This window comes from Novosphingobium album (ex Liu et al. 2023) (assembly GCF_029076845.1).
Taxonomy (GTDB): Bacteria; Pseudomonadota; Alphaproteobacteria; order Sphingomonadales; family Sphingomonadaceae; genus Novosphingobium.
This window is the reverse complement of record NZ_JARESE010000041.1, coordinates 1-24657: the sequence shown is the minus strand read 5'-3', so window position 1 is coordinate 24657 and position 24657 is coordinate 1. Positions and strand designations below refer to the sequence as shown.

Here is a 24657-nt window from a genome sequence, read left to right as displayed (position 1 = left end):
GGCTCAGTCGTTCCTTTCCTTGATGTCGGGGGTGGCGGACGCGCCGCCGCGGTCGCCCTGCTGGAGCGTGTGGATCGCGAGCTGGCGGCGATGCCGGCTGGTTTGCTGGTCTCGCATGGCGCGTGCCCAGGCCGGCGTGCCGGTCTCCCCGCCGCCGCCCGGCCCACTCTGCGACGGCGACGGAGAGTTCCGCTGGTTGAGCGCATCCCACGCCGCCTGCCGGCCACCTGCGGCGGCTTCGCCCAGCCCGAGTGCGCCGCTGGCGCGGGACTTGGCAGCGTTTCCGGCCGCCCGCGCCACACCCCCGAGGCCGGCGCCGACGGATGGCGTGGCGGCTGTCTCGCGGCCGAGCTGGTAGGCCGTCGATGCGGCCGACCCCATCGCGGTGCCCGAGCGAACCGCGCCGAGCGCCGCCCCGCCGATAGCGCGGGCACCGCCAACGGCAGCACCCCCGGCAAGCATGGTCACGCCGGCCGCGCCAACGGCCGTGCCGAGGGCAGCACCCGCACCGAGCTGCGGCGCGCCAGCGACAAGGCCGGAGGCGATCGACGGTCCGAAGATGCCGAGGCCGAACAGCGAGAGACTGGCGAGCACGAGGCTCATCGCCTGGCCTATGTCGGGCTCCTGGCCCTGCAGCGCCTCGGTGAACTCGGTGAAGAAGTTCGAGCCAATCCCGACGATGACGGCCAGCACCATCACCTTGATGCCCGAGCTGACCACATTGCCCAGCACGCGCTCGGCGAGGAAACTGGTGCGGTTCCACAGCGCGAACGGCACGAGGATGAAGCCGGCGAGGCTCGTCAGCTTGAACTCGAGGATGCAGACGAACATCTGCACGGCGAGGATGAAGAAGGCGACGATCACCAGCGCCCAGGCAAACAGCAGCACCATGATCGTCAGGAAATTGTCGAAGAAGGTCGTGAAGCCGACCATCTCGCTGGCCTGTTCGAGCAGCGGCCAGGCCGCCGAGAAGCCGGTCCCGGCAAGGCGTCCGGGCTTGAGCAGGTCGTCGGCCGAGAGCGTGCCCCCGCCCGCCGTCAGTCCCGCCTGTGCGAACGAGCGGAAGATGATGTCGGCGAGTGTCGAGAAGCTGTTCAGGATGAACGCGAACGCGCCGATAAAGAGGATCTTGCGCAGGAACCGGCCGATGACATTGTCTTCGCCGCCCATCGCCCAGAACAGGCCGGCAAGCGTGATGTCGATGCCGATCAGCGTCGCGGTCAGGAATCCGACATCGGGTCCGAGCAGCCCGAACCCGCTGTCGATGTAGGTGATGAACGCCTGCAGGAAGCGGTCGATGACGTTGAGGTCGTTCAAAGGGACTGCCTTCCTGCTGTCGCTAAAGGATGTCGCGGGACGCGGCTGGGGGAGCGGAACCGCGCCCCGCGACGGCGACCGGTGGCGAGGGGAAAACCGCCGATCGCTGGTCCGGATCGGGCCTGGCGGCCCCGAGGGGGCTATCGAGGCGTGTAGGCCGATCCGGAACCGAGGAACTTCTTGGTGGCGGCGCGGGCCTCCGCGGCCTGGGTGGCGCGCCGTGCCTGCTCGACAGCTTCGCTTCGGAACTGCGCGGCCATCATGTGCTGCAGCTGGAACTGCTGCTTGGCGGTGAGTGCGAGCAGCTGGTTGGTCGCCTGCTGGGCCTGGAGCGAGCCTTCGGCGCCCTGGCTGCGCGCGACGATGTCCGCCAACGCCTCGGTATCCGCCTGGATGTTCTCCACGACCTGCGCCTGCACGGTCATCGTCTGGCGAAACGCGCCCATGCTGGCGTCGAGACGTGACCTCGCATCGCGCACGCGCACATCGGTGCGCAGCGCCGACGAGAAATCCTGCGGGAACAGCTTCTGGAACTTGTCGTCGAGCTGGTCGACGCGGAAGTCGATGGCCTGCGCGCGGCCCATCAACCGGTCGATCTCGGCGAGCTTCTGCTTGAGCGCGTCGAGTTGGGGGAAATCGATGCGGGTGAGGTTCTTGCGCATGTTCACCAGCATCTGAGCCTCGTTCTGCAGCTGCTGGATCTGCTGGTTGACGGTCTGCAGCGTGCGCGCGGCAGTCAGGATGTTCTGGGCATAGTTGCTGGGATCGAACACGACGCCGCCGAGCTGGGCATGGGCGGGCGTGGCGGGGGCGACCAGTGCCATGCCGAGCGAGCCGCAGGCTGCGATGCCGAGCGCTGCGGCGATCAGGTGCTTTCGATTGGGAATACGCATCATTCTTCTCCTTCTTGGGGGGCTTGAGGATCGGGGTCGGATGGGGCCGGGAAATCGGCGGCGAGATCGGCCGCCCAGTCGAGGCCGGCGTCGCGCAGGAAGGCTTCCGCGAAATGTTCGTGGCCGCGTTCGGCGAGGATCGCGTCGATCCGCGCCTGCGCCGCCGGGTCGGACGAGCCGCACAGCGCCAGCGCCACGGGCCCGAGGCCGAGCTCGAACAGCCGGTTGCCGCGCGCCGACTGGAGGTAATAGTGCCGCTTGGGCGTCGCCCGCGCGATCAGCTCGATCTGGCGGTCATTGAGGCCGAACCGTCCGTAGATGTCATGGCCCTGGGGCTCGATCGCGCGGTCGTTGGGCAGCAGGATGCGCTGCGGGCAGCTTTCGATGATGGCAGGCGCGATCGCTGAGCCGGCTATGTCGGCGAGGCTCTGCGTCGCGAACAGCACCGCGACATTCTTCTTGCGCAGCACCTTCAGCCACTCGCGAATGCGCGCAGCGAAGAGCGGATGGTCGAGGAAGATCCATGCCTCGTCGAGGATGAGCAGGGTCGGCTTGCCCGTGAAGCGCTCCTCCAGGCGGTGGAACAAATAGGTCAGCACCGGCGCTACCGCCCCGGCCTGGCCCATCAGCGTCTCGGTCTCGAAGCACTGGACGTCGGCAAGCGCGAGCTGCTGTTCGGCAGCATCCAGCAGCCGGCCGTGCGGACCCTCCAGCGTATAGGGCTGGAGTGCCATCCGCAGCGAGTTGGACTGGAGGAGGAGCGCGAGGCCGGTCATGGTCCGCTCCTCGCGCGGTGCGGAGGCGAGGCTGCCGAGCGCGGTCCAGATCGCGTCCTTCACGTCCGGGGTGACCGGCACATTCTCATGCGCGAGGAGTGCCGCGATCCATTCGGACGCCCAGCTGCGCTCGGCCGCTTCGTCGATGCCGGCGAGCGGCTGGAAGGCGAGTGCCTCGCCGTCAGCCTCGGACGACCCGAGCGCATGATGCGCGCCGCCCATCGCCAGCACGGCGGCGCGCGCGGAATTGCCCTTGTCGAAGATGTAGACTTGGGCCCCTGCGTAGCGGCGGAACTGGAGTGCGATCAGGCTGAGGAGTACCGACTTGCCGGCGCCGGTCGGGCCGACCACCATCATGTGGCCTACGTCGCCGACATGGGTGGAGAGCCGGAACGGCGTCGAGCCCGCGGTCCTGGCGACCAGCAGCGGCGGGCCATCGAGATGCGCGTTCCGGACTGGTCCCGCCCACACCGACGACAGCGGCATCAAGTGGGCGAGGTTGAGCGTGTGGACGAGCGGCTGGCGGACATTGGCATAGACATGGCCCGGCAGCGACGAGAGCCAGGCCTCGACGGCGTTCACGCCCTCGCGCTTCGCGGTGAAGCCGAGGCCATTGACGATCCGCTCGACCGCGCGAACCTTGTCCTCAACCGCGGCCCGGCTGCGGTCGGTGACCGTGATCGTCGTGGTCAGGTAGCCGAACGCGACATGGTCGCCACCCAGCACCTGGAGCGCCTGGTCGGCATCGACCACCTTGTTGTCGGCATCGCTGTCGAGCAGTTGCGCCGGCTGGTTGTAGAGCACTTCGCGCAGCAGCGCGGTGACCGACTTGCGCTTGTTGAACCACTGGCGGCGCAGCGAGGTGAGCGTCTTGGTCGCCAGGGTCTTATCGAGCGCGATGAAGCGCGTGACCCAACGATAGCCGAAATCCTGATGGTTGAGCGCGTCGAGAATGCCGGGACGGCTGAGACTCGGGAACCCGAGGATCGTGAGCGTGCGGACATGCAACTCGCCGAGCCGCGGCTCCAGCCCGCCGACCAGCGGCGTGTCGGTGAGGATGGCGTCGATATACATTGGCGTCTCGGGCGCGGCGACGGCGTGGCGGCGGTCCGAGATGGTGCTGTGGAGGAAAGTTAGCGTCTCGCCATCGTCCAGCGGGCGAACATCGGGCATGAAGCCGGCCAGCAGGTCGAGCACGCGGTCTGTCTCGGCAACGAAGCTTTCGAGCGCGCCGCGCCAGTCTCGCGCCTTTTCGCCATCGGGCCGCTCAACCAGTGAGCGCCCAGCGCGATCCGTCGCGTCGGCGGCCGGCAGCCAGGTCAGGGTGAGGTGATAGCGGCTCTCGAAATGCGTGCCCTCGGCCTCGAACGCGGCCTGCCGCTCGCCATCGACCAGCCAGCTCGCCACATCGGGGAAGTCGCTGTCGGGATAGGCCAGCGCCTCGCGCCGCTCGGCGTCGAAGAACAGCGCCCAGCCGCTGCCGAAGCGCTTGAGCGCATTGTTCGCGCGCGCGCAGGCCGAGACCAATTCGGCCTCGGTCGCGGACTCGAGGTCGGGACCGCGGAACGCCAGCACCCGCAGGAAGCTGCCGTCCTTATTGAGGACGACCCCCGGCGCGACCAGCGCCGCCCAGGGCAGATGATCGGCGAGCCGCTCGGCGCGGTCGCGATATTCGCGGAGGTTCAGCATGCGAAATAGCCCTTCTGGCGGATGTGGCGGAGGAGGACTGGCGCGAAGCTCGGATCGCGGCGGGCGGCCATCACCGCGACGCTGTGCCCGACCGCCCAGAGCAGGACCCCGGCCAGCCATTGCTGGAGGCCGAGACCGACCGCTGCGGCGAGCGTGCCGTTGACGATCGCCAGTCCGCGTGGCGCGCCGCCGAGCAGCAAGGGCGAGCCGAGCGAGCCGTGGATCGGCACCTCGAAGCCGTCGATATGCTGGCCGTTACCGATCACGAGATCAGCGCCCCACCGCCGAAGCTGAAGAAGGACAGGAAGAAGCTCGACGCGGCGAAGGCAATCGACAGGCCGAACACGATCTGGATCAGGCGCCGGAAGCCGCCCGCGGTCTCGCCGAACGCCAGTGTCAGGCCGGTCACGATGATGATGATCACCGCGACGATCTTGGCGACAGGCCCCTGCACGGATTCGAGAACCTGCTGGAGCGGCTCCTCCCACGGCATGCCCGAGCCCGCGGCCTGGACCCGCGTGGTGACGACGAGGGCCAGGCCGATCGCGGCGCCGGTGAAAAAGTGGCGGTTGGACGAGAGGCGTGAAGGCTGGATATGAAGCATGGATCAAATCTCCTTGGGGCTGAGGGTCGGAAGGTTGGCGAGCGCATAGGAACCGGTGTCCGGGTCGAGGTCGGCGACGCGGGCGATCGTCGACACGCGGCGGTCCACGCCGCGGCCGGAAATGAACACGACGATGTCGATGGCTTCGGCGATCAGCTGGCGCGGGACGGTGACCACCGCCTCCTGCACGAGCTGCTCGATCCGATAGAGCGCGGCGATCGCGCTGTTGGCGTGGACGGTCGCGATCCCGCCGGGATGGCCGGTGTTCCATGCCTTGAGCATGTCGAGTGCTTCGGGGCCACGAACCTCCCCGACGATGATCCGGTCGGGACGCAGGCGCATGGTCGAGCGCACCAGTTCGGTCATCGTGACCTGCGGCGGGCGCGTGCGCAGCGCGACCGTATCGGGTAGCGGACATTGCAGCTCGCGTGTGTCCTCGATCAGGATGACCCGGCTATCGACCCATGCCATCTCGGCGAGCAGTGCATTGGCGAGCGTGGTCTTGCCTGAACTGGTGCCGCCGGCGACGAGGATATTGTAGCGCTGCGTGACCGCGGCGCGCAGCGCATCGGCCTGGACCTCCGACATCAGCCCGTCGGCGATATAGTCGTCGAGCGTGTGCAGCTTCTGCGCCGGCTTTCGGATCGAGAAGCAGGGTGCCGACGAGACCGGCGGGAGCACGCCTTCGAAGCGCTCGCCCGCACGGCCCTCGATATGCGACGGCAGCTCGGCTGAGATGATCGGATGCTCGGCATGGACTTCGGCCCTGGCATGGCTCGCCACCAGCCGGATGATGCGCTCGACTTGGGGCGCCTCCATCCGCACTTCGGTATCGAGGCGGCCTTCGCCGAGCCGGTCGAGCCGCAGCGCGCCATCCGGGTTGACCATGATCTCGACAACCAGCGGATCGCGCATGGCCGAGGCGATGTCGGCACCGAGCGCTGTAATCAGCATGCGCCGGCGGCGCTCGGCGGAGGTTGCGGGAACGACGGTGGTCATTCGCCGTCCCCCGCGTCGGCACCCAATGTGCGGCGCCCGGTCGACACCTGCCGCCCGACTTGCATGACGAAGGCCTCGAACCGCTTCGCGCCGAGCGCGCGGCCCGCCTTGTCATTTTCAGCCAGCGGCGTCTGGATCGCGAGTTCGAACCGAATGAACAGCGCCAGCGTTTCGAGGATCACATAGGCGTCGCGATCGACCCGGCTGATCGCCTGCGTCAGCCGGTCGAGCCGGATTGCGAACCGGTCTTCCAGCTCGGAGGCACCGCGGCGATTGAGCCAGGCGGTGACCGCGTCGACGAGAATCGCCGACTTGCTCGCGCCGGGCCTGGCGGCAAGCGCTTCGAGCCGGTCAGAGAGCGGCCTCGGCAGGAAGAGCTGGTGGCGGACCTTTTCCATGGTCAGAACCCCAGCTGCAGGTCGTCGGGACGGCCCGAAGCGGCATCGAGACCATAGACCGTGCGCGCGGTACCGAGCGCCTGCACCCGGTCCATCGCGCGACGCTCGGCCGCCTGGTCGCCATCGTCCTCGCCGAGGCCGAGCGGGTCAGCGATCTCGGGCTCGACGACGACTGTCGGTTCGATCTCATGCGCGGGATGGCGCGCCTGTTCGAGGTCGCCGGCATTGACGCCTTCGTCGGCATCGTTGCTGGCGGCGAGCCGCATGTCGGCGCCGCGAACTTGTCCTGCCCAATCATCCGGGCGAGCAGCAGGGAGGTCGCGATAGCCGGTGGCATCCAGCGACGGCGCGGGCAGCACGCGAGCGGTGAACCTGCGGTCCTCATAATAGCGCAGCTTCTCGGCCCGGATCGGCGGATGCCCAGAGATCAGCACCAGCTCGTCGGTCGGCGCGAGTTGCATTACTTCGCCGGGCGTCAGCAGCGCACGGGCGGTTTCCTGCCGGCTGACCATGACATGCGCGAGCCAGGGCGCGAGCCGGTGGCCGGCATAGTTGCGCATCGCGCGCTGCTCGGTCGCGGTGCCGAGTGCGTCCGAAATCCGCTTGGCGGTTCGCTCGTCGTTGGTCGCGAAGGCGATGCGGACATGGCAATTGTCGAGGATGGCGTTGTGCTCGCCGTAAGCCTTCTCGATCTGGTTGAGGCTCTGCGCGATGAGAAAGGCGCGCACCCCATAGCCGGCCAGAAAGGCGAGGCTCGTCTCGAAGAAATCCAGCCGCCCCAGCGCCGGAAACTCGTCGAGCATCATCAGCAGGCGGTGACGACCCTGGCCAGCCTCGCCATCTTTGCCGACGCCGTGCAGCTCCTCGGTCAGGCGGCGGCCGATCTGGTTGAGGATCAGGCGGACCAGCGGCTTCGTGCGACTGATGTCGGACGGTGGCACGACGAGGTAGAGCGAGACCGGATGGCCCGCCTCAACCAGATCGGCGATGCGCCAGTCCGATGCCGCGGTGACAGCTGCGACGGTCGGGTCGCGATACAGGCCGAGGAACGACATCGCGGTCGAGAGCACGCCCGAGCGCTCGTTCTCGCTCTTGTTGAGCAGCTCGCGGGCGGCCGACGCGACGACGGGGTGCACCATCGGCGCCTCCGCCGGGCCCAGATGGTTCGTCGCCATCATCCGCCGCAACGTCGCGGCGAAGCTGCGCTGCGGGTCGGAGAGGAACGTCGCGACGCGAGCGAGCGTCTTCTCTTCCTCGGCGTAGAGGACATGAAGGATCGCGCCGACCAGCAGCGAATGGCTGGTCTTCTCCCAGTGGTTGCGGCGTTCGAGCGCGCCCTCGGGATCGACGAGAATGTCGGCGATATTCTGGACGTCGCGGACTTCGTTTACACCGCGACGCACTTCGAGCAGCGGATTGTAGCGCGCCGAGCGGGTGTCGGTCGGGTTGAACAGCAGGCAATGCGAAAAGCGCGAACGCCAGCCAGCGGTCAGCTGCCAGTTCTCGCCCTTGATATCGTGGACGACGGTCGAGCCGGTCCAGCTGAGCAGCGTCGGCACGACTAGGCCGACGCCCTTGCCCGAGCGAGTCGGCGCGAACGCCATGACATGGTCGGGGCCGTCGTGGCGCAGGTCGCGCGTGCCGAGCCGGCCCAAGGCAACGCCGCGATCATCGAACAGCCTGGCGGTGGTGATGTCGCGGTTGGTCGCCCACCGCGCCGAGCCATAGGTGGTTACGTTGTGCGATTGCCGGGCGCGCCAGAGCGACCCGAAAATGGCGGCAGCGCAGCCGATGAAGCCGCCTGCCGCCGCGATCGCGCCGGCTTCGTCGAAAATAATCGGTGCATAGGCGTCGAACGAGAACCACCACGGAAAGATCGACCACGGATGATAGATCGGCTGGCCGAAGGCGACGAACCAGGGCGACCCGAGCTCGGGCTGGTACGCGAGCTTCGCCGCCGCCCACTGCGTCGCCGTCCAGATGCTCGCGACGATGATCGCGAGCACCACGAGGATCTGACCGATGAGCAGCTTGGTAGGCGTCATTTTCCGACCTCCGCCTGCGTTGGACGAAAGGTGTCCGCTGGCTTGGTCGGAAAGTGTCAGAGTTGGCCGCTTGGTGTGAGCTACCGGCAAGGGCCACAGAATAACTTTATGGGGCCTTTGCAGCTGCTCAATCGCTGTCTGTGACCGAGAGTTACTGGTTACTTGCGCCTACCGCACACGCAACCCGTTGGGATCAGCGCAGGACATTGCCATCGGCATCGAGCACGCGCACTTCGCCAAGTCCGAGCGCGCGGATCGGAGCCTCGATCTTGGCGAGATCGCCCGCGATTACCCAAGTGAGCGGCTTGCGCGCCAGCAATTCCGAACCGGCGGCATTTACTCCAGCTTCGCCCGCCGCGCCGATCCGCGCCGCATACTCAGCATAGTAGTCTTCCGGCAGGCCCGCGACGGCTTCGTCGAGCAGATATTGCGCGATCCCGTTCGATTTAGACCAGTCGTTCGAGAGGCCCATGCTCATATTGTCCTTGGCGCGCGCGAGCTCGGCCGCGTCGACCGGCTTGCCGGAAAGCGCGTCCTTGAGAAGCGTGGCGATTTCGGTCATCGAGTCCACGGTTTTGTCGGCTTGGACCGAGGCCTGCGCGACGAAGAGCCGGCTTCCACGCCCTCCTGAGATCCCGCTCGAAGCGCCATAGGCCCAGCCCTTTTCCTCGCGCAGCTTCATATTGATGCGCGAGGTGAAACTGCCCCCGAACGCGGTGTTGAACAGATCGCGCGCGATTTCGTCGCCATCGGCACGCTTAGGTGCGATCACAGCAGCGCGAATGGCTGACTGCGGCGCACCGGGCTTGTCGAAGAGATAGACCACAGTTGACTTAGCCGACGCGCTCTCGGGGACGATATGCTCGGGGACGGCGCTGCGCTGCCACCCGGCCAGCGCCGACTCGACGAGCGGTCTCAGTTCGGCGAGCGTGGTATCGCCCGCGACGATCAGCGTCGCATTGTTCGGCTTGAACCAGCGATCGTGAAAAGCCGCAAGATCGGCGGGGCGAAGCGATGCGACATCGGCCTCGGTCGCGAGACGGCCATAGGGCGATGCCTTCCCGTACATGAGCGAGGGGAAGAGACGCCCCGCCGCAGACGCCCCGTCCTGCCGCGCCGAGGTGATGCCGGCTATCGCCTGCTCCTTCACGCGCTCGACATCCTTGCTGCGAAAGGCAGGATGGAGGAGGACATCGGCATAGATGGCGAGCGCCTGGCGCAGCGTCGGTTTCACCGCCGAGAGCGTCACGGTGCTCTGCTCGCCGCCGCCACCCGCGCCGACGCTGGCACCAAGCGCGGCGAGTTCGTCGACGATCTGCTCGCCGGTTCGCGAGGCGGTGCCGTCCTTGAGCAGGCCCATGGCAAGAGCGCCCGTCATGGGCGTCGTCGAGGCGTAATCCGCCGGCGTCCCGGTACTGATCAGCATCGTCATGTTGACGACCGGAACCCCCGTCCGCCGCGCCACCACCAGTTCAAGACCATTGCCAAGCGTCGCACGTTCGACCGCGGGGAAGCTCGCCGGCGCCGTCGCGCCCGGCTCGGGGAGCTTGCTGCGATCGGCATCGACCCCCGAAGCGGCGAGTTGGCCGAAGGGCAGGACGTGGAGAACATAGTCACCGCCGGTCAGCCAGGCGTTGCCGGCGCGGACGAGATCGGCGGGCTTCGCCGCCTTATAGCGCGACCAGCCGAGCTTCCAGCCATCGGGCGAACCCAGATAGGTCTGGCTTTCGGCAAGAAGACTGGCCTTGCCCGCGATCGATTCCATCGAGCGCACGAAGCCCGCGACATTCTGCGTACGCACCCGCGCCATTTCGGCAGGGGTCGGCCCCGCGGCCAATATCTTCTTCAATTCCTCGCCGATCGCGCGCTCGGCCGCGGCAATGTCGGCGCCGGGCTTGAGGTCGACTCTGATGTAGAATTGGCCGCCGATCTCGCGATTGTCGACCTCGGCGGAGACACCCGTCGCGACCTGCTCGTCGATCACCAGGCGCTTGACCAGGCGCGAGTTGCGATCGCCGGCGAGCACCTGCGCCAGGAATTGCAGATAGTCGGTGTCGGCCGAGGCATAGTCCGAGATGTTCCAGACGCGGTAAAGGCGTGGCTGCGCGACGCGGTCATAGGCGACCTCTCGCACCGCTCCTGCCATCCGCACCGGCCAGCTCTTGGGCTGCGACACTGGCGTTCCCGGTTCGAAGCTCCCGAAATATGTCTCGACCTTGGCAAGACCCTCCTCGGGCGAAATGTCACCCGACAAGACGATCACCGCATTCGAGGGGCCATAATAGTCGCGAAACCATTGCTTCACATCGTCTAGCGAGGCCGCATCGAGATCTTCCATCGAGCCGATGGTCGAATGGCCATAAGGATGCTCCGATGGCGTCGTCGCCGCCATGATGAGATCCGACGCCTTAGCGTAGGGCTTATTCTCGCCCTGGCGCTTTTCATTCTTCACGACCGCGCGCTGCTCGTCGAGCTTCGCCTGGTCGATCGCGCCCAAAAGATGCCCCATCCGATCGGACTCGAGCCACAGGATCGAGTCCAGCGCCGCCTTGGGCACGGTCTGATAATAGTTGGTGCGGTCGGGATTGGTGGTGCCGTTCTGGTCACTCGCGCCGATCTTCTCGGTGGCCTTAAAGTAGTCGTCGTTGAAATTCTCCGAGCCGTTGAACATCAGATGCTCGAAGAGATGCGCGAAGCCCGAACGCCCTTTCGGTTCGTTCTTCGAGCCCACATGATACCAGATGTTGACCGCGACGAGCGGCGCCGACTTGTCCTCATGGACGATAAGCGTCAGGCCATTCTTCAAGACGAACCTTTTCGCCGGCACGTCGAGTTCAAGCGCGGCGAGCGGATCGGAGACAGCAGGCTTGGTAATCGAAGCGGTTGGCTTGGCGGCGGCCGAGGGCGCGAGAGCAGGTACCGAGGCAAGCAGCCCCGCAACGAGAATTTTCCGAAACATCATGTAATTCGTCCCTTTGGGTGAGTATCTGCCATGAGTCGAACGAGTGCGGCATCTCCGCACGCATTGCGGCCGATCCGCCGACGGACATGCCGAAGCCTTCGACGAGCGGCATGACGACATTCCAGCTCTGGGCGGTCGCGCTCATACCGAACTTAGGCGACGGCCTATCGCTCGTCCCCGCAGGCCGCCTGCCTCTTCAGCACTCCCATTTCCTTGTCGATCGCCATCTGCACCGTCGTTGATGCTCGCTTGGCGAGAAGGTCGAGCACATCAACATAGCTTTGCCGAAGCTGCTTTTGCGTTTCGGAAAGCGTCGGGCAACGCCCCGCCCCGAGCAATCCTTCGCGGATGTCCTGGAGATAGACACCGACCGGATAGGCCATTTTGCCGAGGACCATCGCCTTTTCGAGCGCGAAAATCCGGTTTCCATCGAGGAGCGAGAGTAGCGCGGTCTGGCCTACCGCGTTCGCCGCGCCGAGCATGATGCTCGTCTTGATCGTCGGCGGTGCGCCTTCGAGGAAGCTCTCCGAAAAGCGGCTGAGGTTCGATGCGACATAGCCCACGAGCCTACGCTGACGCTCGACCGCGACGGGCTGGTAGACGGGATTTGGCCAGGCCGCCTCGGTATAGCCCTTCTCGGTCGCACCGACGATGTCGATATGCTTCATGAGCGTTACCGAAAAACTCGACTGCAGTTCCTTGTACAAGAGTGCGGCGGTCGCCGGGTCGATGCTGCCGCGCGCCGCGTCGCGGCCTAGCACCGCGAGCCCGTCCGACGTCTTCGCCCATGCCACTTCGAGCGCCTTCGTGTCGTCGTAGTCTGCGATCTTCGTAGGCACGGCATGAAGAAAATCCTGCCCGATGAAACGGAGCCAGGGCTGATCGATTTGCGCCCGCGCCGCCAACTGGATGCGTTCGATCCGCTGCGCGCGGGTGAGGCCATCGGCGATCATGTAGGAAAGCCCGATCTGATGAACATCGCCCGGCCCGACGCCGGCGATGAGATAGTCGAGCGGAAAATTCGGAGCCGGCGAGGCTTCTATCAGGCGATTATACTCTTCGTAGTTCATGATGCTCGGAGTAAAACCCATCTTGCCGAGCCATTGGGGATCGCTGCGCGCGGCAACAGAATAGGTTCCGATCCCATAGTTGCCGTCGCGCAGCCCGATGCCGTGCCCGACCTCGTGCCCCGTCAAGCGGCGCAGCAAGGCGAGATGGATTGGACCCGTTACGTCGAGATAGTCGGTTCCTTCGAGTTTTCTCGGAGCGACGGCGAAGAATTGCCGCAACCCGTCGAAAAAAGGACCATCGACGAAGACATCGGCCTTCAATATCTCGCCCGACCGGCGATCGATGACATGCCGAGCCGTCCCTCCGCCCGTGGCGAGATTGGCGGAACGATCGATTGGCCCCCAGATAAGCGCTGAGACGCTTGTTCGGAATTCGGGCCAGCTTTCACCCGGCGGCATCTCGCGGACCTCGATCGCATGATCGATGCCGAGGGGAATGAAAGCTTTGTTCCAGGCCAGTATCCCTTCGACGACCGCGGGCTTCAATGCCAGCGGGATTGCAGGGTCGAGATAGAATCTGATGACCGGGGTCCCCTTCGCCACATCGGCAGCCGATAAGCGGAACTTGACTACATTCGCGGGCCGACGTCCCGTTTTGCGCCGGTTGTCGATCGCGCTGTAGCCCCCCATTTTCTCATTGTAGGGCTGTGCCTCCATCGCTTCCGCGGGCGGCAGCCGGAACGACCAGTAGGTCGTGAAATTGCCCTGCTTCCCTGGCGAATTCTTGATCTCGTAACTCGCATTCAGACCGACCAGGACCGTCTCACCAAATGCACGAAGGCTGGCGAGCTTGAGGCTATCGGACTTGACCGCACCGAGGTCGGCGCCCTCAGTGCGATCTCCCTTCAGCAGTGCGGTGATGTCGAAGACATAGCCATCGACGAGGTTCGAGGGTGCAAGCGGTCCCGACGCATCGAAGAGGTTCGGTTGGCTGATTCCGCGCGGAAGGTGGGACGAGGGCGCATATCCCGGAAGGTCGTCATAATCGGCTTCGTCGGGATCGATGGTGAGGCGGAGTTCGGGCTTGCCGGACTCCGCGCCAACCTCCTCCATCTTGATGTAGCGCACTTCTTCGCTCGGCTCGCGGATCCAGATGAGATCCTCGCCGAGACGTGACCGGGCGACATGAAGGAGGATAGTGTCGCCAGCTTCGATGCACACCTCCTTTTTCACGCATGCTTGCTCAGCCGCAACGGCGGGGAACGATACGAGGAGGCCAGCACCAATCGCCGAGGCAAGGAGAAGGGAATGGCGAAGCGGGATATGCCGCTTGGCGGGACGTCGCGGAATCAATGTCATGGGCACCTCGGTCGACGATGCCCGGACTCACCTGCCATATCGGTGAGTCCGACACATCGCGTAGGATAGACGTTTGCGTTAGAAGGAGAATTTCGCGCCGGCGCGAAGCTGCCTGCCGCCATAATAGGATCCGCGGTACAGATAACGGCCGTTGGATCCGCTGCCGGTGCCTTGCGAGCTGCGGAGTCCAGAATCGCTCGCCCCCCGCAACAGATCGCTTCCTTCGAGGAATATCTGGAAATCGCCGCCGGCGAGCTTGGTGCTATATTGGGCACGAAAATCGAGCGTTCCAAAGGATTCCTCGAAATTGCTGATGCCGTTTCCGATATAGCCGACGGTCCTGCGCCCTTGCATCGTGTAGGCGAGATTTCCGCTGAATCCCTTCTTGTTGTAGGTCAGGCCCAAAGTTCCCGAATGTTTCGCCTGCCCGCTGAACGGAAGATCGCGCAGAACGATATCTTCGGACTCGAAGTCCACGATAGCGCCCTGCGCGTCGAGCACCGGCTTTGCAGTCCAGGTGATCGGCTGGTTCTTCGAACTATTGGCATAAGTGTAGTTCGCATAGACCCCGAGCCCGTCGAAAGGCGCCGGAAGGAAGGTGAATTGCCGTTCGATCGCCGCTTCGACGCCCCACAGATCGGCTGTGTCCTCATTGTTGAGTGGGCGGAACAGCGTCAGATTATAGTTATTCGGATTGGCGAGGACGTCGGCGAAGCGCGGATCGTCGGGCAGCACGCCCCTCACCGCGTCGATCGTCGCCGCGCCAGACAGGTAGGTCGACTCCAAAAGATTGTGGAAGCGCTTGTAGAAGACACCCAGTTTGATGACGCCGATCGCGCCGTCATAATGTTCGAGGCTCAGGTCGAAATTGTCGGTGCGCGCAGGCTTGAGGTCCGGATTGCCCGACTGGACGAACAGCGACGGAAGGTTGCCTCGCGGCCCAGGCAGGGGGCCTAGGAAAAGCGTGACACCGGGTGTCTGCGACAGAAGATTGATCTGCGGTCGCGCGACAGTCATAAAATAGCCAAGGCGTACGATATTATTCTCGTCGAACCGGTAATTGGCGAGAATGCGTGGAAGAACGTCGGTCTGCCGCGCCCTATCCGCCACGACGGCATTATTGACGGCAAAGAAGTCATCATCCTGGCTGAAATCCGCCCGAAAGATCCGCGGCCCCTGCAGATTGACGGCTTTGACATCGACGCGGGTGACGCGCGCACCCCCGATGACTTCGAGTTTTCCGAACTGCAGCGTGGCCTGCAGATAGGCCGAGAGCTCGCTTTCCTGGGTAAACTCGTCCTTCAGACGGCTGTCGGCCGGGTTGATATAGCGAGCATATTTCGATCCGGTCGGACAGACGGTGCTCAAACAGGCGTCTTGCAAAATCTGTGCGAAGGCGATCCCGTCTTCCCGGCTGAGATTGCGGAAGCCGAAATCGACGCCGATCGGAGAAAGCGGCGAGTCGGTGAGCGGCAAGCCGAAGGTCGCGGGGGAAAGCCCCACGACGAGCGCGGCATAGTCAAAAGCCACGCCCGATTGGTCCGAGAATTTTGAATTTTTGTAGGTCGCACCAGCTTCGATGGACCGCAGAACACTCGAAGCAAACTCTTTCCTGACGCTGAACTCACCATTCCACCGCTCGTTCTGTCCCCGCGCGCTGTAGAGGTTTGCGCGTCGCCATTCGTAAGTCGAGGCGTTGAGGAGATCGAGACCGGCCTGCGAAAGCAAGGGAGTCGGAATCGAACTCATGCCTGGACGAAGCTGGGGAAAGGGCGTGATGACGCGGCCTTCCACCGGATCGAACGCTTCGGGCAAAAGCTGGTCGTCCGTCAGGACAAGCGTCGGTGATTCAAAATTGACATTCATCGTCTCGCCGCGCGTCCGCCCTTTGGCGTAGCCGGCCAAATATTTGAAGCTCCAGCTGGCAAGATTGGTTTCGCCGCGGAAAGACAGCACGTCGGTCGTCGTCTTCGCATTGGGCGTATATGAAAAGGACGGCGTAACGCCAAGACTGCGGCTCGACCAGTCGATCGCCTGACGCACCTCGCCTCCGAGGGCAGCGACTGGAAGAGGCGCATAGGAGATCGGATTCGCGAACATGCTAAGCGACTCAGAGTATCGGTTCACTTTGAGATCGAGCCGCTGATAGTCGGCGAACAGTTTCGTATGCGTGTCGACTTCCCAAGCCGCGCTAAGGGTGGCGCTCAGATTTTTTGTGCGCGTGCGGTCGGAGGAAATATCTAGCCCGATCGGATAGACGCCGTCGGATCCTTGCTCGAATGGAAAGGCGAGACGCGGATCGATGTCCGAAGTCGAAGTTATCGTCGGGGTGCCATCGACTTGAAGCGGCAGATACAGGCCGAAGAAGGGGCTCGTATTATAGCTGATGCGCATCAAGCTGCGGTCACGATACTGGACGGACGCCGAAATACCGAACTGGTCGTTGGCACCGAAACGCGCCGAGGCCGTACCGCCGACGAGGAAGTCGTCGGTGAAATCACGGCCGCGCTTGGCGCCCTCGACACTCACCGACACGAAGCGCCGTGGCCGGTCCAGCGGCGTTTTCGTTTCGATTTCGACAAGCCCGCCGGTTCCCGCACTGTCCTGACTTGGAAGCAGCGTCTTCGAGATTGTAACCTTGTTAATGGACTCGGTAAGCACATTGTTGAGCGACGCGGATCGTCCGACACCTGATCCTTCAGGAAGCTCAACGCCGTTGATTTTCACTGCGTTGAAATCGGGCGCCATGCCGCGAATGGTAATATTGGTGCCATCGCCGGTTGCCGCATCGCGGTCGAAGATAACGCCGGGCGCGCGGCGAAGGCTTTCGGACAAGGTGGTCCCTGTAAAGTCGCCAAGCAGGTCGCTCGAGATCACAGTCGAGACATTGTCGGCGGTGCGCTCCTGGTTGAGCGCTTGCGCGCGCGACGACAGATAGGCGGTCACGACGATATCGGCGCTCTGTCCCGCAAGAAGCGAATATTGCACGCGCACGGGAGCGTTGCCAGATACCGACACGTCGTTGGTGACCTCGGCATAGCCGAGATAAGATATGCGGACGGTCAACTCGCCAGCCGGCACGCCGACCAGACGAAAATTCCCAAGATCGTCGGTGCGCGTGACCTCTCCGGTTTCGACGATTTCGACAAGCGCGCCCTTCAAAGCGGCACCGGTCGCATTGTCGACGACCTTGCCTTCGACAATGCCATGCCCGCGAGCGCGCTGCACCTGCCGCCCCTTGGTGTTGCGCGCGAGGGGGCTGCCCTGGCTAACGACCCCTTCGACGTTTCCTGCCTTCACGATCGCAATGAGATTGCCATCGACGCGGGTTTTGAAGCCGCTGCCTGCGAGCAAGTTGGTGAGAGCAGCCTCGGCCGACAGTTGTCCGCGAGCACCGGGAGACCGGGCCGAGCGGACTTCGTCGGCGCGATAGACGATTTGCCGACCGGACTGCCGAACATAGGCATCGAGCGCAGACTTCAACGAGCCGGCGGGAATGTTGTACTCGCGCGTCTGTGCTGCCGCAGGCGTGGCGAGCGCCACAATGCACGTGCTGGTCGCCAATGCTGCCGCGAGTGTCCGGATCATTTCTTTGCCCCCATTCCGGGCAGGTTATCTGCCCCAATGGAAGGGTGCGACAATCCGGTCTTTGCTTTTGGTAACGCTACGGCGCCGAAATTTTCACGGTGGTGTCGTCGCGCTCGATCTTGAGGCCGTATGCGTCGCGCAGCAGTCGCGTGAAGGAGTCCACGCTCGACGCCTGGAACGAGCCGCCGATCGGGATCCGCCCGGCAGCGGCATCGGTGACGACGAGCCGGGTGCGATTGTAGCGATTGAACTCGGCGACGACCTCCGTGAGCGGCGCCTGGTCAAAGCTCAGCATGCCGTCGCGCCATGCGAGCGCATCCGCGACCCGCTCCTCCGACTTGGCTGCGATCAGCGTCGATGGCCCGCGCGAGATCGCCGTATCGCCCGCCGTGATGATCGCGGCATGGGCCATCGCGCCTTCGCCGTCGTCGACCCGGACCCGCCCTTCGAGCACATTGACCGTCACGCGATCCTTGTCGCGGCGAACCGAGAATTTCGTGCCGAGGACCGTGATCGTCTGGCGACCGGCATGGACCACGAACGGCTCGCCATCGCGATGCGCGACCTCGAAGAACGCTTCGCCCGAGTCCAGCCAGACCTCCCGCTTGCTCTGTCCAACCGCCGTCCGCAGCACCGTCTGCGTGTTCAACTCGACCTTGCTGCCATCCACCAGCGGCACCACGCGCCGCCCGCCGATGGGCGTATCAAAGCGGGCCTGCTGCACCTGCGGTGCAGGCTGGTCGAGAAATCGCGGAGCGACCGACAATCCGCCAATGCCGACGGCGGCGACCAGGCTGGCGGCGATCGCCGCCGGCCACCATCTGCGGCGAGGGCCGTGCTCGTCGGCCCGATCGTCGTGCTCGATCCCGAGCGAGCGAATGCGGTCCGCCTGTTGCCAAAGATGGTCCGCGCGCCAGAACGCCGCCTTGTGCGCCATGGACTCGTCGAGCCAGGCATCGAGCTCGGCTTGCTCGTCCTCGGTCCAGTCCGGCGCATTACGGCGAATCAACCAGTCGAGCGCCTGGTCCTCGATCGCTTCCTGCCGCCTCATGGCAGCACCTCACCGTCCGCGCGCCGCCTATAGCTCTTGCGCACGATCCTGCCCGACCCGCCCGCCATGTGGTCGAACAGCGCCTTCATCCCGAGCTTGATCTGGCGCCGGACCGTCTCGACCGAGACGCCCAGCGACGCCGCCGCCTCGCGATCGGTCATCCCGTCGATCTTCTGCAGCAGGATGATTTCGCGGCACTTGGGCGGCAGCTTGTCGATCCCTTCTTTCGCGCGGCGCAGTTCGTCCCGCGCGGTAAGCGCCCGCTCCGCTTCGAACATGTCGATGTCGTGGTGAATGTCATCCAGGTCGGCCATCGTATCGATCGGCACGATGCGGGCCCGCTTGGCGTTGTTGATCAGGTGATTGCGGGCGATTGTAAAGACATAGGCACGCGCATTGAGCGGCAGTGCGCGGCGCGCACCGATCAGCGAATGCTCATATATGTCCTGCCTCAGTTCCAGCACGTCTTCAGACACCCTCCAGTTGCGACGGATGTAGGACGTCAACGCCCGCTCGAGAGGAAGCACCTCCCGCACGAACCAGGCATTGAGCTCGTCATCGTCGACCATTCAGGCGGGGTGAACCTCGCTGCAATTGTCCGAAGTGCACATGACAGTCCGCACCGGGACAATTGGTAACGCGAAATTTGGCTACCCACGCATTTTTTTCGCCAGCCCTGTTCGATCCTTGCGGCGGGTCCCGCGAATGCCCGGTTAGACCAGCCGCGCATCGATATGGGTAACGCACCGTCGGGGAGGCTCTGGCACCGGAACGGATCGATCGCCACGTTACCCATTTCGGGCGTCGCCTTGTCATAGTCGCGAACGGGGCAGGATGATCAACCGACCGGCTTAGGGGGCCCGGGTTCGCGGCATGCCGCGGCAGGAGGTCTACATGGCTGGAGGCAGCCGGCTGTGGAACGAGTGCGCGTTCAGTCTGCTGGACGATATTGTCCGCGCGATCCGCGACACCGAGGATCGCGCCCAGCTTCGCGCGGTGACGCGCGCGTTCGCCGACGATCTGGGCTGCCGTTACTTTGCGATCCTGACGCACGAGGATCTGCGATCTCCGAAGCCCGGAACGGTCGACCTGCGCGACTATGCGGCTGGTGCCACCCGGCGCATCATCGCCGAAGGCCGCTACCGCCGCGATCCGGTCATGCGCGGCTGTCTGTTCGCCGAGGCCGCGTTCCTGTGGTCGAACCTGCCCGCCATCATCGATCTGGATCGCCATGACCGGCTTGCCCTGGAACTTGGTCGCCGCGAGGGACTGAACGAGGGGATCACCGTCCCCTGTGCCAGGCTCGGCGCCTGCTTCGGGTCTTGCACCTTCGCCGGCCTCAAGGCCGTGCGCCGCGCCGAAATGCTGCTCGGACCTGCGCAGACGTTCGGCACCTTCGCCTTCCAGCAGGCCCGCCGGTTTGCCGGCCCGGCGCAGCGCGGTCCGTTGCCGAGGCTCGAGCCGCGCCACCGCGACTGCATCCTGCTCGCCGGACAGGGCCTGAAGGACAAGCTCATCGCCCATCGGCTCGGCCTGACCGTCCGCACCGTCGAGAGCTACATGCGGGATGCGCGCCGCCTGTTCGGGGCGAGCGACCGCACCGAATTGCTGGCGGCCGCGATCCTCGCCGGCGAGATCGCGACGGACGAATTGCGGCCGTCAAGGACCGTGGATTCCGGGCGCTAAAGCTGACTGTCCAAAGCTGCTTCCTCTCGCGGCGCATCAAGCCACGGGAGCAGCACATGATCCTTACCATCGAAAACTACCCCGGGAGCGCGCATCAGGCGGCGCTCGAATCCATGTTCGCGGACCGCAAGGCGCAGTTCGTGGACTTCTTCGATTGGGACGTCCCCGTCGTCGACGGCCGCTTCGAGATCGACCAATTCGACACCGCCGATGCCGTCTATATCATCTCGATCGACGATGGCGGACGACACGAGGCGTCGCTGCGCATGCTGCCGAGCTGGCTGCCGCACCTGCTGGGCGAGATATTTCCCCACCTTTGCATCGCGGGCGTTCCCGTGGGACCAACGACGTGGGAGAGCACGCGGCTCTGCCTGCCGAGCCGCCACGGTGCCGCCCGCAGGCGGGAGCTACGAAGCGCACTGATCTCGGCGATGGCCGACTTCGCGCTGGCGCGCGGGCTCGAGCACATCACCGGCGTTATCCCCGAGGGATTCAGGCGTGAGGTGCTCGCCATGGGATGGCGCGCCGAACCGCTCGGCCCCGCCCTTCGCATTGCCGGCGGTCCGATCGGCGCCTTCCGCATCGAGGTCACGTCGGACATCTGCGAGCGGCTCGCCTGGACCGGCACCTATGTCGGCGCGCTGGAGCTCGCGGCATGAGCGTGGGCATCGACATCGCCACCGGCGATCTCTCGCGAGAGGGCGTGAGCGTGATGCGCGGCGCGCTCGATCCTGCCACGATCGGCGCCCTGGCCGCCGACCTCGCCCCATCTTTCGCTCTGACGCCGATGTGCCGGGGCGTCTTCTACGGGCACCGCACCCGACGTTTCGGCGCTCTGCTCCGACGTTCGCCACATGCCGAGGCGCTGGTCCGCCACCCGGCGGTGCTGGCGATCGTCGAACGCATGCTGCTGCCCTGGTGCGAGCGCATCGCGCTCAACCTGACGCAGGCGGTCGAGATCCATCCCGGCGCACCGGCGCAACTGCCCCATCGCGACCAGGACATGTGGGCCGGCCCCAAGGGCAGCATGGAATATCTCGTGAACGTGATGTGGCCGATCGACCCGTTCACACTCGAGAATGGGGGGACGCGGCTGTGGCCCGGCAGCCATGTCGACCAGGATGCCGGCGAGCTGCCCGAGGAGGATGCGGTCGTCCCCGAGCTCGCGCCGGGCGACGCCCTGCTGTTTCTCGGCTCGACGCTGCATGGCGGTGGCGGCAACATATCGGCCGCGCCGCGCCGTGGTGTGATCGTCAGCTATTGCCTCGGCTGGCTGAGACCCTTCGAACTGCAGTGGCTGGTATATCCGCCGGCGGTCGCGCGGCACTTTTCACCCGAGCTGGCGGCGCTGGTCGGCTATGCGCAGCACCGACCCAATCTCGGCAATGTCGAGGGGCAATGCCCGTCGATACTGCTTGGGGAATCGGTCCCCGAATATCCCGGCGCGATCGACGCGCTGCGTCCCGATCAGGAAGCGCAGGCGGTCGCCTTTCTCGCGGATCGGCAGGACTGATGCCGATGTCCGGGCTTCCCGACTGGCGGGACACGGTTGCCTACGCGGCCGTGCTCGCCGGCGGGCGGCCGGCGCTCGCCTGGGAACTGCTGCGGCGCGATCCGGCCTACCGCGCGGACATGCGCGCTGTCCCTGCCAGCGAGGCCGCCGCTCATTTTGCTGCTCTGTGGGGGCTGCACTTTCCCGGCTGATCCCGAGCTTGACTGCGCCCACGCGGTCCCGCCCTGGACGGCGGCCGCGAACCCGCGTCTGCTGGCGGTGGTGCCGGCGCGGTCGGGTCCGGCGCTCGATCTCGCACGGATAGGGCGTCGCGGGATTCGGATTGCGGATCGACGGCATGTCTTGCTCGACCTCCTGGACGGAACACTGCAGTTGGAAGGTCGTGATGGCGCCCTCGACGACGGGCCGCGTCCGGTCGCGGCGTTGATCGATTATGGTCGCATCCTTGAACCCCAGCTCGAGTCGGCCCGCCGCCTCGATGCCTTTCTGCGCGGTCGGGAGCCGCCAACCGATGTCGGGACGCGGTTCGGCAGGCTGGTGGAAGCGCTCCGGGTCGGCGACGCGACCGCCGCGGGCGCCAGCCAGCGCGCGATCGGCCTTGGCATCTATGGCGGCGACTGGCCCGGAGACGGCGAGCATCTCAAATCGCGCGTACGCCGGATGATCCCGCTCGCCGTCGCCCTCATCCGCGCAGGTCCGCGCGGCGTATTGGCAGGACGAATCTAGGATTTGGGCGCGTTGCCTACCAGGGCGAGCGCGTCGATCGCCAAGGCGGTCGCGACATCGATGAATTCGAAAATGTCGAGCCGGCGCTCGCCCGTCTCGTAGCGCGAGACATATTGCTGCGGCTTGCCGAGCTTCTCCGCCACGGCCTGCTGCGTCAGCGCCTGTTGCTTGCGGGCTTCGATCAGTTGCTCGATCACCCAGCGATAGCGACTATCGTGGATGCCTCGCGCCACCAGTCCCTCACATCAAATTGATGTGAGACCGTGACTTCAGCTGTATCTTACACCAACTTGATGTATAGAGGGGACGGCCGCTGGTCGGCCATTGAGCAACCGAGGCCCGATGTCGTCAGATCCTCTCGATACCGTCGCGCCGTCGGGCGAGACCGTCTTTGACTATGATCGGCGGCACCTGCTCACTTATGCCGAGTTGCTGGATGCCGAGAAGGACGGCGTCGCCTGGCAGGACGGCTCGCTCGAGATTCTGGGTATCGATCCAACCACGGATGCGATGCGCGCCCAGACCTGCTGGGACACGCATCTTGCGCGGGCACGGTGGATTACCGGCGATGGACTGCGCAGCGCAATCACCGCTTTCGGCGAACAGGCACGCGCGGCTTCCCGTCGGCGGCGGCAACGCGAGAAGTGAGGCGCCTCGCGGGACGGCGGCGATGCCTGGTCGAACGCGGGATCTGCGGTGCGCACTCTGGCGTCGCTGCGCCGCCGCCAGGGGTCGCGCGTCTGGTTGACCCGCGTCTGCACACTTGCGCGACCGTGGAGCACGGCGGCGGCTGGCCCACAGGCCCGCGCGCACGCCGCCGCGCTGGCCGGCCGCATGCAAGGGTGCGTCTTGTCTCGCGCCGGGCGGCGCGGGGCATCGCGGCTTCGCCGCCCACGACCGCGCTCTAGGTCGCTCCCGCGACCCCGAGCCCCTTGCGGGTCTCGGCCTTACGGTGACGATCGCATGGCGCATCTGTGGTCGCCGCGTCCTGATGACGCGACGGCGTTGTTTGTGGGCCTTCCCTCGTCGGCGGGTGTGGCCGGCGCTTCCGCCTGAGGCCCGTCGCGGCGCTCGCAACTCCGCTGCGCGGAGTGCTTCACGTCCATTGCGCCCCTTCGGGTGCGCGCGCCGCTGGAGCCGGGCCTCCTCTGGTCGCGTCTCGCCGCCCACCCCCCGCCTCTCGGGGGAGGCCATGGGGCTTTTTGGGCGGGTGAGGAGGCTATGGTGTCGAGTCCTACGAATCGTCGTGCGCGTGGCAAGGCTTTGGGCGACAGTGCCGAGCCACGCGGCAATCTCTATGACGAGGTGACCGCCCGCATCATCGCCGAGCTTGAGGCGGGGCGCGTGCCGTGGGTCCAGCCGTGGGGCGGTGCCGCCTGCGCCGGTCCTTCATTGCCTCGCAACGCGCTCACCGGGCGCAGCTATTCGGGCGTCAATGTCTTGCTGCTGTGGGGCGCGGTCATCGCCAATGGCTATCCCTCGCAAAGCTGGCTGACCTTCCGGCAGGCGCGCGAGGCGGGCGGCTGTGTCATCAAGGGCGAACGCGGCCAGATCGTGGTCTATGCCGACCGCTTCGTTCCCGAGGGCGAGAAGGCCCGCGTCGAGCGCGAGGGCGGCGACGCCAAGGCGATCCCGTTCCTTAAGCGCTTCACCGTGTTCAATGTCGCCCAATGCGAAGGGCTTCGCCCCGGTCTTGCCGCCGATCCTGCGCCGCTTCCCGACCGCGAAATTGTCCCCGTCGCCGAGGCGGTGATTGCGGCGAGCGGCGTCGATTTCCGCATCGGCGGCGACAAGGCATTCTATGTGCCGAGCCATGACTTCGTGCAGGTGCCGCCGCAGCCCGCTTTCTTTGAGCAGATCAACTATTACCGGACCTGCCTTCACGAACTGACCCACGCCACCGGCCATCCGACCCGGCTCAACCGCAACCTGACCAACCGCTTCGGCAGCAAGGATTACGCCCGCGAGGAACTGGTCGCCTTATCTGGACAGTCTGCGCCGCTCGCAACTTTGCAGTAAGGTCGGCGATGGACGCCCACGG

20 protein-coding genes and 1 pseudogene are annotated in these 24657 nt (G+C 65.4%); 7 read left to right on the top strand and 14 right to left on the bottom strand.

Going from position 1 to position 24657, the window contains the following annotated elements:
- Positions 1-3: 3 nt before the first annotated feature.
- The 13 genes from trbL to PYV00_RS12260 all read right to left on the bottom strand — a co-directional run bounded on the left by trbL (position 4) and on the right by PYV00_RS12260 (position 19260).
- Positions 4-1317: a P-type conjugative transfer protein TrbL gene (trbL, locus tag PYV00_RS12320; protein WP_275228565.1), complete on the bottom strand. Its 1314-nt coding sequence runs from the start codon at positions 1315-1317 to the stop codon at positions 4-6.
- A gap of 140 nt (positions 1318-1457) precedes the next feature.
- Positions 1458-2210 (bottom strand): P-type conjugative transfer protein TrbJ, encoded by a 753-nt coding sequence (gene trbJ, locus PYV00_RS12315; RefSeq protein ID WP_275228564.1) that lies wholly within the window; start codon positions 2208-2210, stop codon positions 1458-1460.
- A complete protein-coding gene (gene trbE / locus PYV00_RS12310) occupies positions 2210-4675 on the bottom strand; it encodes a conjugal transfer protein TrbE (RefSeq protein WP_275228563.1) in 2466 nt (821 codons plus the stop codon). Before trbE ends, trbJ begins: the two co-directional genes overlap by 1 nt.
- On the bottom strand, positions 4669-4941 hold the full coding sequence (locus PYV00_RS12305; protein ID WP_275228562.1) for a VirB3 family type IV secretion system protein: 273 nt from the start codon (positions 4939-4941) through the stop codon (positions 4669-4671). The genes trbE and PYV00_RS12305 overlap by 7 nt, the downstream gene beginning before the upstream one ends.
- Positions 4938-5279, bottom strand: a complete 342-nt coding sequence (locus tag PYV00_RS12300; RefSeq protein ID WP_275228561.1) for a TrbC/VirB2 family protein — start codon at positions 5277-5279, stop codon at positions 4938-4940. Before PYV00_RS12300 ends, PYV00_RS12305 begins: the two co-directional genes overlap by 4 nt.
- Before the next feature lie 3 nt (positions 5280-5282).
- Positions 5283-6278 carry a P-type conjugative transfer ATPase TrbB gene (gene trbB / locus PYV00_RS12295; protein ID WP_275228560.1) on the bottom strand — a complete coding sequence of 332 codons (996 nt, stop codon included), beginning with the start codon at positions 6276-6278 and terminating at the stop codon, positions 5283-5285.
- Positions 6275-6676: a CopG family transcriptional regulator gene (locus tag PYV00_RS12290; RefSeq protein WP_275228559.1), complete on the bottom strand. Its 402-nt coding sequence runs from the start codon at positions 6674-6676 to the stop codon at positions 6275-6277. Before PYV00_RS12290 ends, trbB begins: the two co-directional genes overlap by 4 nt.
- 2 nt (positions 6677-6678) lie before the next feature.
- Positions 6679-8721 (bottom strand): conjugal transfer protein TraG, encoded by a 2043-nt coding sequence (locus PYV00_RS12285; protein WP_275228558.1) that lies wholly within the window; start codon positions 8719-8721, stop codon positions 6679-6681.
- A 193-nt stretch (positions 8722-8914) separates the two neighbouring features.
- Positions 8915-11683, bottom strand: coding sequence for a M16 family metallopeptidase (locus PYV00_RS12280; protein ID WP_275228557.1), 2769 nt, complete (start codon positions 11681-11683; stop codon positions 8915-8917).
- A 164-nt stretch (positions 11684-11847) separates the two neighbouring features.
- Positions 11848-14052, bottom strand: a complete 2205-nt coding sequence (locus tag PYV00_RS12275) for a zinc-dependent metalloprotease (RefSeq protein WP_275228556.1) — start codon at positions 14050-14052, stop codon at positions 11848-11850.
- A gap of 78 nt (positions 14053-14130) precedes the next feature.
- Complete coding sequence (locus PYV00_RS12270) at positions 14131-17640, bottom strand: TonB-dependent receptor (protein WP_275228555.1); 3510 nt, start codon at positions 17638-17640, stop codon at positions 14131-14133.
- Between the two features lie 76 nt (positions 17641-17716).
- Complete coding sequence (locus PYV00_RS12265; protein ID WP_275228554.1) at positions 17717-18691, bottom strand: FecR family protein; 975 nt, start codon at positions 18689-18691, stop codon at positions 17717-17719.
- Entirely contained in the window at positions 18688-19260 is a 573-nt protein-coding gene (locus PYV00_RS12260; protein ID WP_275228553.1) for an RNA polymerase sigma factor, read from the bottom strand. Before PYV00_RS12260 ends, PYV00_RS12265 begins: the two co-directional genes overlap by 4 nt.
- 325 nt (positions 19261-19585) lie before the next feature.
- Here PYV00_RS12260 and PYV00_RS12255 point away from each other — a divergent pair, with 325 nt between their 5' ends.
- The 5 genes from PYV00_RS12255 (at position 19586) to PYV00_RS12235 (ending at position 22616) form a co-directional block, all read left to right on the top strand.
- A complete protein-coding gene (locus tag PYV00_RS12255) occupies positions 19586-20377 on the top strand; it encodes a helix-turn-helix transcriptional regulator (RefSeq protein WP_275228552.1) in 792 nt (263 codons plus the stop codon).
- A 56-nt stretch (positions 20378-20433) separates the two neighbouring features.
- On the top strand, positions 20434-21036 hold the full coding sequence (locus PYV00_RS12250) for an acyl-homoserine-lactone synthase (RefSeq protein ID WP_275228551.1): 603 nt from the start codon (positions 20434-20436) through the stop codon (positions 21034-21036).
- Positions 21033-21890, top strand: coding sequence for a phytanoyl-CoA dioxygenase family protein (locus tag PYV00_RS12245; protein WP_275228550.1), 858 nt, complete (start codon positions 21033-21035; stop codon positions 21888-21890). The genes PYV00_RS12250 and PYV00_RS12245 overlap by 4 nt, the downstream gene beginning before the upstream one ends.
- 5 nt (positions 21891-21895) lie before the next feature.
- Entirely contained in the window at positions 21896-22081 is a 186-nt protein-coding gene (locus tag PYV00_RS12240) for a transcriptional regulator domain-containing protein (RefSeq protein ID WP_275228549.1), read from the top strand.
- Positions 22082-22232: 151 nt separating this feature from the next.
- On the top strand, positions 22233-22616 hold the full coding sequence (locus tag PYV00_RS12235) for a DNA -binding domain-containing protein (protein ID WP_275228548.1): 384 nt from the start codon (positions 22233-22235) through the stop codon (positions 22614-22616).
- On the opposite strand, the gene PYV00_RS12230 is transcribed toward PYV00_RS12235, so the two are convergent.
- Complete coding sequence (locus tag PYV00_RS12230; RefSeq protein WP_275228547.1) at positions 22613-22813, bottom strand: helix-turn-helix domain-containing protein; 201 nt, start codon at positions 22811-22813, stop codon at positions 22613-22615. The two genes, PYV00_RS12235 and PYV00_RS12230, sit on opposite strands and share 4 nt — an antisense overlap.
- Positions 22814-22958: 145 nt before the next feature.
- On the opposite strand from PYV00_RS12230, the gene PYV00_RS12225 reads away from it, so the two are divergent.
- Complete coding sequence (locus tag PYV00_RS12225) at positions 22959-23264, top strand: hypothetical protein (RefSeq protein WP_275228546.1); 306 nt, start codon at positions 22959-22961, stop codon at positions 23262-23264.
- A gap of 573 nt (positions 23265-23837) precedes the next feature.
- Positions 23838-24629: pseudogene (locus tag PYV00_RS12220) on the top strand (ArdC family protein); the annotation flags it as partial.
- Between the last annotated feature and the right edge of the window lie 28 nt (positions 24630-24657).